This is a genomic window from Martinezella rhizogenes (assembly GCF_000799715.1).
Lineage (GTDB): Bacteria > Pseudomonadota > Alphaproteobacteria > Rhizobiales > Rhizobiaceae > Rhizobium > Rhizobium rhizogenes_C.
Map to the genome: position 1 here is coordinate 301,308 of NZ_JUHG01000019.1, position 8,066 is coordinate 309,373.

Below are 8,066 nucleotides of genomic sequence, written 5' to 3' on the forward strand. Positions count from 1 at the left end.
ATCGCATCGACGGGAGACCGACTGTCGGTCCCCCGCGCTGCTTGGCGGAGGTTTATTACTGGGCGAGCCAGGCGTTGAAGCGCGCGGTCAGGGCCTCGGAGTTGTCGATCCAGAAATCAACATTCAGAGCTACCGCATCCTTCATATTCTGCGGGTTTGTCGGCAGGTTTGCGTCGACTTCAGGCGGAATGGTGGCGGCGGCCTTCATGTTGGGGATGCCGTAATCGACCAAAAGCGGAAGTTTGGCCTGATTTTCGGCCTGGCTTGCGAAGGCGATGAAATCCTGCGCCGCATCCTTGTTTTCCGAACCCTTCAGGATGACCCAGCTGTCGATGGCATACATGCTTTGCGGCCAGACGATCTTGAAGTGCTTGCCTTCAGCCTTGTTGATGCCGGTCACGCGACCGTTGTAGATGGATGTGAGCGTAACTTCGCCCGATGCCAGATACTGCACCGGCTGGGCACCGGCTTCCCACCAGACGATGTTCGACTTCAGCTCGTCGAGTTTCTTGAAAGCGCGATTGACACCCTCTTCCGTCGACAGCACGTCATAGAGTTCTGCAGGCTTCACACGATCGGCCAGAAGCGCGAATTCGAGATTGTATTTCGCACCCTTGCGCAGTGAGCGTTTGCCGGGAAACTTCTTCATATCCCAGAAATCGGCCCAGTTCTTCGGGCCATCCTTGATCTTGTCACCGTCATATCCCATGGCCAGCGACCAGTAGATCACGCCCGCACCGCATTCGCTGGCGGCGCCGGGAAGGAATTCGTCCTTCACGCCCATCTTGTCCCAGTCAAGCTTCTCGAAAAGGCCATCGGCGCAGCCAAGCGCCAGTTCTTCCGCTTCGACCTGCACGACATCCCAGTTCGGAGCGCCGGCTTTCATTTTCGCCTGAAGCACGCCGTAGCCGCCGTCCCAGCTTTCGTCGACGAACGGTTTGCCGGTCTTCGCTGCGAACGGCTTGAAATAGATGTCGCTCTGTGCCGCCTGCGCGACGCCGCCCCAGCCCACGATCGTCAGATCCCGAGCGGATGCTTGGCCCGCCAGGAATGTCACTGATCCCAGCGCCAGCGCACCGAGGAAAGCCGTTTTGAATGCACTTTTCATTGCGTTCCCCTTTAGATTTCGCCCCGGACTATTATCCTGAAGCGTGCTGATCCTGCTTTTGCCCGTCCGTCCGTTTCCTCCAGAAATGATGCGGTTTGCCCGCATCTCTTGTGTTGATTAGACGTGTTGCCCGCCGTTGATGTGTATCTCCGCTCCGTTGATGTAGCTGGAGTTGTCGGAACAGAGAAAATAGATGGTCTGCGCGACCTCGCGGGTCGTGCCGAGGCGTCCCAACGGCACTTCCGCATCGACAAACGCTGCGGTGCCCGGAGACAGAATGGCCGTATCGATCTCACCAGGCGCGATGGCATTTGCCCGGATACCACGCGGGCCGAACTCATGCGCCAGTTCTCGCGTCAGGGCGGCCAGGCCCGCTTTCGAGGCGGCGTAGGCCACACCGGCAAAGGGATGGACCCTGGAGCCGACGATGGACGTGACGCTGACGATCGACCCCTTTGCCGCTTCCAGCTCCGGCATCAGTTCGCGTGCCAGAAGGGCAGTCGAAACGAGGTTGACGTTCAGCACCTGTGTCCATGTCTCGGCGTCCGTATCGGCAACGCCAAGTCGAGACCCGCCCAGTCCCTTCGGAGAAATTCCGGCATTGTTGACGAGAGCCGCAAGCTTCCCCTCCGGTAGCAGCGAGCGTACGACCTTAGCCAGATCCGCGATGCTGGAGAGGTCGCTGAGGTCGGCCTGAATGTGACTTTCCCGCGCTGAAGGCCACCGGCATTCCTCCGAAAAGGCCTGACGCGAAACGGTCAGAATGCGCCAGCCCTTTTCCTGAAAGAGCTTCACGGTCGCATGGCCTATTCCGCGGCTTGCGCCGGTCAGAAGCATATAGGGAACTGCCATGCGATAACTCCAAAGGTATGAGAGATCAGGCAATATATCGGTATATTATGTTGCCATCGACCTGTGACAAGTTGTTTTTCGCAAGCGCGAAGCGAATCTTTTCGAAACCGAAATTCCGCTGAAATGTGCGCCAATAACGCTACTTGATTGCTCTGAAGTAGGGCAATTCGCCTAAAAATGGTACTCCGCAACGGCCGCTCATGTCGATCCATGGGCTTTGTTGCCTCGATCACTACATCGCGCCGGGGAAGCCAATGCAGAACGGCTATGCCGAGAATTTCAACGGTTGGATGCGCGACGAGTTGCTCAACAAGACCCTGTTCTTCGGTCTCGATCAAACAACGCACGCTCAGAAGGCTGCTATTTTGGCAGGTTGATCAAACAGATCAGTCAAGCGTTGATTGCTCGTTCGAACTCAAGGCCAAAAAGAACGGGGTGCCGATGGAGGCACCCCAGTTCCAATTCACATCAAAACTGGATCGGTTAGCTACGCCGCTCTCTCTTCTGCGGCATTCGGCCTCCACTTGATAAGCCGGCCTTCCAGAACATCGAGAATTCGATCGATGACAAGCACGAACATGGCCAGGATAATGATACCGGCAAACACACCGACCGCGTCGAAATTGCCTTCCGCTTGCGCGATCAGGTAACCGAGCCCTGCAGAGGAGCCGAGATATTCACCAATGATGGCGCCGACCACCGCGAAGCCGACGGACGTGCGAAGGGAGGACAAAATCCAGCTGGCCGCTGCCGGGAAATAGACGTGCCGCAACAGATCGGAATGTTTGGCCCCAAGGATTTTTGAATTTGCCAGGACCACCGGATTAACTTCGCGCACACCCTGCATCGCGTTGAAGAAAGTGATGAAGAAGACCAGCGTGACGGCGAGCGCCACCTTGGACCAGAGACCGAGGCCCAGCCAGAGGACGAAGATAGGCGCGAGAACGACGCGAGGAATGGCGTTGAGTGCCTTGATGAACGGATCGAGGATCCGGGCGGCGCTACGGCTGAGACCAAGCCAGACACCGGCGGCTACACCAAGACCCGTGCCGATGATGTAGCCGAGTACTGTCTCGGTCAGTGTAATGGAAACGTGCCGATAGAAGCTGGGGTCAACGATCCAGGTGACGATTTGGTTGAAGATGTCGAGCGGAGCGGGAAAGAAGAAGACATCGATGAAGCCGGCGGTCACGCCGAGCTGCCAGCCGCCGAGGATAAAAACCAGCATGCCGAGCTGGATAATGCGTTCAGTCACGACGTTCATAGCTTTTCTCCACTTCGCCGCGCAGGGAAGCCCAGATATTGCGATACAGATCCATAAAGCGTGGATCGAGTTTGATCTCAGCCACGTCTCGTGGCCGTTCTAGATCGACCGGGAAACATTCGATGACCCGCGAACGAGGGCCAGCGGCCAGAATGGCGACGCGGTCTCCCAGCGCGATTGCCTCTTCAAGGTCGTGCGTGATCATGACCACGGCGCGACGTTCTTCCTGCCAAAGGCGCAGCAGTTCGTTCTGCATGAGATGCCGCGTATGGATGTCGAGAGCCGAGAACGGTTCGTCCATTAGGATCACCTTCGGACCGGCAATGAGCGCTTGCGCCATCTGGACACGTTTGCGCTGGCCGCCGGACAGTTGGTGCGGATAACGGTGTTCGAAGCCCTTGAGCCCGACCTTGGCAAGCCAGCTCATGGAACGCTCGCGGCGCTCGGCGGCTGCAACACCCCTGAACATCAGGCCGAGTTCGACATTCTCGATGGATGTCTTCCACGGGAGCAGCGCGTCCTGCTGGAAGAGATAGCCGATCTCGTTCTGGACGCCCTTTACCGGCGTACCGTCGATCGTCACCGTTCCGCTCGCGGGTTTCAGAAGCCCTGCGATCGCATTCAAAATGGTGCTCTTGCCGCAACCAGTTGGGCCGACGATGGTGAGAAACTCGCCATCGGCAACCGCCAGATTGACGTCCTGCACCGCGACATAGGAACCAAACGACATTGTCACGGCGTCGATCGATACCATCGACTTTGCGTTTTGCTGTCCCGTCGGGATAGGCATAGGTGTTACGACAGCCAAAGACATGGCCTCCTCCTAGGATCAGTTGATGGTCTTATCCGTCACCTTGTCCACGAAAGCGTTCGTGTAGGTTTTGGAAAGATCGATTGTCGCGGCAGCAACTTTTTCGTTGAAACTCTTGAGAACGGCCAACGGCGTCTGCGTGTCGGTCTCGCTGAATTTGCCGTCCACCGAGAAGATCGGTTTGGCATTCTGGACGGCCTTCACATAGGTGTCCCGGTCGCCGGAGATGAATTCTTTCGGCAGTTTTTCGACGATCTCTTCAGCGCTATGTGTGTTCATCCAGGCCAGTGCCTTAACGGTCGCGTTCGTGACCTTCTGGATGGTTTCCGGGTTCTCATCGATATAGGCCTGCGTCGCATAAAGGACGGAGGTCGGGTAGATTCCCCCGTAAATTTCCTTAGCACCCTCGTCACTGCGAGCGTCGATCAAAATCTTGCCGACACCCTTGGCTTCGATAAAGGTTACCGCTGGATCGTAGTTGACCAACAGATCAACTTTCCCTTGCTCGAGCGCCGCGACTGCGGCCGCGCCTGAGCCAACGCCGATCAACGAGATGTCGTCGGCCGAGAGATTGTTGCGCCGCAGATAGTAGCGGACGAAGAAGTCCGAGGATGAACCCGGTGAGGTGATGCCAATTTTCGCGCCCTTGATTGTCTCGGGTTTAGCCGGATCGAAGGTTGTGCCCTTGCCGCCAGCCAGAACCAGGCCCGAATTGCGCGCAAGCTGGACAAAGCCGACGACGGCCTTGTTCTGCGACTGCATCTGGATCGTATGATCGTAGAAGCCGACGGCGATATCCGTCGAGCCGGCGACAAGCGCCTGCAGCGTCTTGGAACCGCCGGATGCGAAGTTTTCGACGGTCACCTCAAGACCTTCCTTCTCGTAGAGACCGAGGCCAGCCGCGACCGGGAAGGGCAGGTTGTTGAGGTTGTAGGACCCGACGCTGATGCGGACAGGCTCCGCAAAAACCGAACCGGCAAAAGCGACCGTTGCCGCAAGGGCGAGCAAAAGTTTACGCATGTGTATTCCTCCCTGATGCGTGGCGCCCTCCCGGCAACCACTTTCGATTATGCGGCGCAAACCATTTGCGCGATAGGTTTTGCAAAGACCTGGCCCTCGAAGAGGCGCCGGGCCGTCCGCAGGATTCCGGCAACTGTCTTGCCGTCGCGGGTATCCAGTTTCACTTCCAAACGACCGCTTGGATGTTCCAGAACGAGAACGACCGGTGGCTTGCGGTCGCCGATCAGCCGCGAGGCGACGGTTCCGTCGCTGATGCAGGCCGTGGCGATGCCGACCGCACCGGTCGTTGCGAGAGATGGATGGCACTGATGCGGCATGAAATAGCGCACGCGAAGATCACCGCCCTTGTCGGGCCTGGAGATCAGAACCGGCTTTGGCGTAACCTGATTGCTGACGTCACCCATACCCATGCGCCGGCCGGCTTCGAGCCTCAGAGTTTCGAGCCGTTCGAGCAATGCACCGTTGGCATTGAGCTCGGCAGCAGGTTCGTTGCCCGTCGCGCCGAGAGCGGTGGCTTCCAGCAACATCATCGGCATAGCGCAGTCAATGCAGGTGACATCGATACCGTCAATGCTGTCGCGCGGGTTGCCGGTGGGAAAAAGCATGCCTGTGCGTGCCCCGGCAGCATCCATGAAGGTCAGCGCAATTGGCGCAGCATTGCCGGGCACGCCGTCGATCGAAGCATCTCCCATGTAGGCAACGCTGCCATCAGGGGTCGGAACCTCGGCTTCAATCAATTTGCCAGTATTAACGTTGTGAATGCGCACGCGGGTTAACCCCGTTGCCGCCTTGACCAGGCCAGCCTCGATCGCGAACGGCCCGACGGCCGCCAGCATATTTCCGCAGTTGGGCGAGGTATCGACGAATTGCTGATCGATGCGGACCTGAGCGAACAGATAATCCACATCGGCATCGGACACTGTTGCTGGACCAACGATGGCGACCTTGCTGGTGACCGGATTGCCGCCACCGATTCCATCGATCTGCAACGGGTGACCGGATCCCATAACCGAAAGCAGGATCTGATCGCGCTGACGCGCATCCGACGGAAGGTCGGATGCGAGAAAAAACGGTCCTTTGGAGGTGCCGCCTCGCATCAGAACACAGGGGATGGAAATCAGGTCGTTCATGGTTGTGTCCACATACTGATGCGATTTAAATATCAATCAGCTTCTTTGTTGCAGTAAGCGGCAAAACGATTGATATGTGAAATGCGAATATCAGAGGGAATGATGCGCTATGAGCATTAATTGCGAGATATTGGATTTGCGCGCGTTTTTGTCGGTCGTCGAACTGGAGAATTTCCATCGCTCTGCCGAAGCGCTTAATCTTTCCCAGCCGGCACTCAGCCGGCGGATTCAGAAGCTCGAGTTGGCAATCGGGGCGCCCTTGCTCGAGCGCACGACGCGTCATGTCTCGACAACCGCCCTTGGCGCGGAACTGATCCCGCTGGTGCGACGAATGCTCGAAGAGTTCGACACGTCGCTGTTTGCGGTGCGCGATGTCGGGTCCCAGCGCAGTGGCCTTGTGACGATCGCATGCCTACCGACGGCTGCTTTCTATTTTTTGCCGACCGTCATCAAGCAGTTCAGCGCCGAGTATCCCAATATTCGGTTTCGCATTCTCGATTTGCCGGCCACCGACGGTCTGCAGGCAGTCGCCCGCGGTGAGGTCGAGTTCGGCATCAATATCATGGGCTTTTCAGATCCAGACCTTGTCTTCGACCGGCTCATCGAAGATCCATTCGTGCTGGCGGCACGCAAGGATCATCCACTGGCGGCCAAGAGCGAACTCGAATGGGACGATCTGGCGCCCTATCAACTGATCACGGTTCATCGGTCCAGCGGCAATCGTACGCTTCTTGATGCAGCATTGGCGAAATCGAACCTGAAACTGCGCTGGTCCTATGAAGTCACGCATCTTTCGACATCGCTTGGTCTGGTGGAAGCCGGGCTTGGAATTTCGGTTCTGCCGAAACTCGCTACACCGCAGGAAGAGCACCCGTTCCTCGTCACGAGACCTATTCGTAATCCTCAAATCTCGCGAACGATCGGCATTGTGCGCCGTCGCGGTGGGACGCTTTCGCCAGCAGCCGAGCGCTTCATGACAATGTTGATTGGGACGTGGGCCGAAGGAAACTGAGCAACTAAAGAGCTGCCGCGACAGTATTCCAATTACGTTACAGTCAAATGTTCTCTTTTTCCGCAGCGAGAACGCCTTGAAGAAACCGTTCGACATGGAGCGCCACCTGAGACGGATCTTCCCAGTGCGGATTGTGGCCAAAACCGCCCATGAGGACAGATTTTACATCGGACAATGCACTTGCAAGCGCAAGACGATGGTCCGCACCGAAGAGCGTATCCTCACTGCCGGCAAGGCACAGGACCGGCACGGAAATCCGGCTCGCCGTCTGCGTCACGTCAAGCCGGGAAAATCCGCCAAGGATGCCCTTCCAGATGCTCGACGGGATCGCCGCCGCCTGCATGATGTTAGAAACGGAGCTTCTGAATGCGGCAGTTGCCGTTTGCCATTGGTCTCCTTCGTTCCCCGCGGAAGTCGGCGCAGACTTGCCAATCCCAGAACTTGAAGCCTGACTATCCGTTGAGCATTCGGCATGGGTCCGCCCCCTGAGCCTCAGAAGGACGTTGAAATTCGATCCACACACCAATGCCGAACAGTTACAGAATCGGGCCTTCGTTAAACACTCACGCGTCGCCCTTCCTTGTCGGCCGACTTTCGGTCTGAACCGTGCTTTTCAATGATAGCCTTTGCATCCTCCACGGATATGCGGTGCTTTTTGGCAAAGGGAATCGGCTCGTAAGGCTGCTGTGCTGCCACAGCGCTTGTTTTCTTGTCAGACATGGAAGTCTCCGATCTTGTTGGCTGCAGCGGAGTGCTGAAGCCTGTTGGATTGAATGGGATAGTCAGCGTACAAACTTGGCTGAATGCTCTTGCGGCATCGCCGCAAATCGCCGCCTCGGCGTTTTTCTTATCTGAGTCTGAGGGGCGTT

The 8,066-nt window shown here is 57.3% G+C and carries 9 protein-coding genes and 1 pseudogene; 2 read left to right on the forward strand and 8 right to left on the reverse strand.

The window, feature by feature from the left end; translation table 11 throughout:
- Positions 1–55: 55 nt before the first annotated feature.
- Positions 56–1,108, reverse strand: a complete 1,053-nt coding sequence (locus tag EX00_RS29175) for a polyamine ABC transporter substrate-binding protein (protein WP_047465679.1) — start codon at positions 1,106–1,108, stop codon at positions 56–58.
- Positions 1,109–1,225: 117 nt separating this feature from the next.
- A complete protein-coding gene (locus EX00_RS29180) occupies positions 1,226–1,960 on the reverse strand; it encodes an SDR family NAD(P)-dependent oxidoreductase (RefSeq protein ID WP_047465680.1) in 735 nt (244 codons plus the stop codon).
- Between the two features lie 230 nt (positions 1,961–2,190).
- On the opposite strand from EX00_RS29180, the pseudogene EX00_RS31350 reads away from it, so the two are divergent.
- Positions 2,191–2,298 (forward strand): annotated as a pseudogene (locus EX00_RS31350) (integrase core domain-containing protein); the annotation flags it as partial.
- Positions 2,299–2,447: 149 nt separating this feature from the next.
- Here the strand turns inward: EX00_RS31350 and EX00_RS29185 are convergent.
- Genes EX00_RS29185 through EX00_RS29200 form a run of 4 tightly spaced genes read right to left on the reverse strand, consistent with a single transcriptional unit; the run spans position 2,448 to position 6,185 of the window.
- Positions 2,448–3,224 carry an ABC transporter permease gene (locus EX00_RS29185; RefSeq protein WP_047465683.1) on the reverse strand — a complete coding sequence of 259 codons (777 nt, stop codon included), beginning with the start codon at positions 3,222–3,224 and terminating at the stop codon, positions 2,448–2,450.
- Positions 3,208–4,038 carry an ABC transporter ATP-binding protein gene (locus EX00_RS29190; protein WP_047465685.1) on the reverse strand — a complete coding sequence of 277 codons (831 nt, stop codon included), beginning with the start codon at positions 4,036–4,038 and terminating at the stop codon, positions 3,208–3,210. The genes EX00_RS29185 and EX00_RS29190 overlap by 17 nt, the downstream gene beginning before the upstream one ends.
- Before the next feature lie 15 nt (positions 4,039–4,053).
- Positions 4,054–5,055: an ABC transporter substrate-binding protein gene (locus EX00_RS29195; RefSeq protein ID WP_047465687.1), complete on the reverse strand. Its 1,002-nt coding sequence runs from the start codon at positions 5,053–5,055 to the stop codon at positions 4,054–4,056.
- Between the two features lie 47 nt (positions 5,056–5,102).
- Positions 5,103–6,185: a 4-oxalomesaconate tautomerase gene (locus tag EX00_RS29200; protein ID WP_047465690.1), complete on the reverse strand. Its 1,083-nt coding sequence runs from the start codon at positions 6,183–6,185 to the stop codon at positions 5,103–5,105.
- 109 nt (positions 6,186–6,294) lie between these two features.
- Between EX00_RS29200 and EX00_RS29205 the strand changes: the two genes are divergently transcribed.
- Positions 6,295–7,197 carry a LysR family transcriptional regulator gene (locus tag EX00_RS29205; RefSeq protein ID WP_024316389.1) on the forward strand — a complete coding sequence of 301 codons (903 nt, stop codon included), beginning with the start codon at positions 6,295–6,297 and terminating at the stop codon, positions 7,195–7,197.
- 43 nt (positions 7,198–7,240) lie between these two features.
- Here EX00_RS29205 and EX00_RS29210 read toward each other — a convergent pair whose 3' ends face one another.
- Both EX00_RS29210 and EX00_RS31870 read right to left on the reverse strand, forming a co-directional pair.
- Complete coding sequence (locus EX00_RS29210; RefSeq protein WP_047465694.1) at positions 7,241–7,540, reverse strand: alpha/beta fold hydrolase; 300 nt, start codon at positions 7,538–7,540, stop codon at positions 7,241–7,243.
- Positions 7,541–7,752: 212 nt separating this feature from the next.
- On the reverse strand, positions 7,753–8,066 hold a 314-nt coding region (locus tag EX00_RS31870), incomplete at its 5' end, for a hypothetical protein (RefSeq protein ID WP_210165819.1).

Excerpts from the sequence above, each read along its gene's own strand:
- EX00_RS29190 (WP_047465685.1), bottom strand. The coding sequence starts at position 4,038 with ATGTCTTTGGCTGTCGTAACACCTATGCCTATCCCGACGGGACAGCAA.
- EX00_RS29205 (WP_024316389.1), top strand. The coding sequence starts at position 6,295 with ATGAGCATTAATTGCGAGATATTGGATTTGCGCGCGTTTTTGTCGGTC.
- EX00_RS29175 (WP_047465679.1), bottom strand. The coding sequence starts at position 1,108 with ATGAAAAGTGCATTCAAAACGGCTTTCCTCGGTGCGCTGGCGCTGGGA.
- EX00_RS29180 (WP_047465680.1), bottom strand. The coding sequence starts at position 1,960 with ATGGCAGTTCCCTATATGCTTCTGACCGGCGCAAGCCGCGGAATAGGC.
- EX00_RS29210 (WP_047465694.1), bottom strand. The coding sequence starts at position 7,540 with ATGCAGGCGGCGGCGATCCCGTCGAGCATCTGGAAGGGCATCCTTGGC.
- EX00_RS29195 (WP_047465687.1), bottom strand. The coding sequence starts at position 5,055 with ATGCGTAAACTTTTGCTCGCCCTTGCGGCAACGGTCGCTTTTGCCGGT.
- EX00_RS29200 (WP_047465690.1), bottom strand. The coding sequence starts at position 6,185 with ATGAACGACCTGATTTCCATCCCCTGTGTTCTGATGCGAGGCGGCACC.
- EX00_RS29185 (WP_047465683.1), bottom strand. The coding sequence starts at position 3,224 with ATGAACGTCGTGACTGAACGCATTATCCAGCTCGGCATGCTGGTTTTT.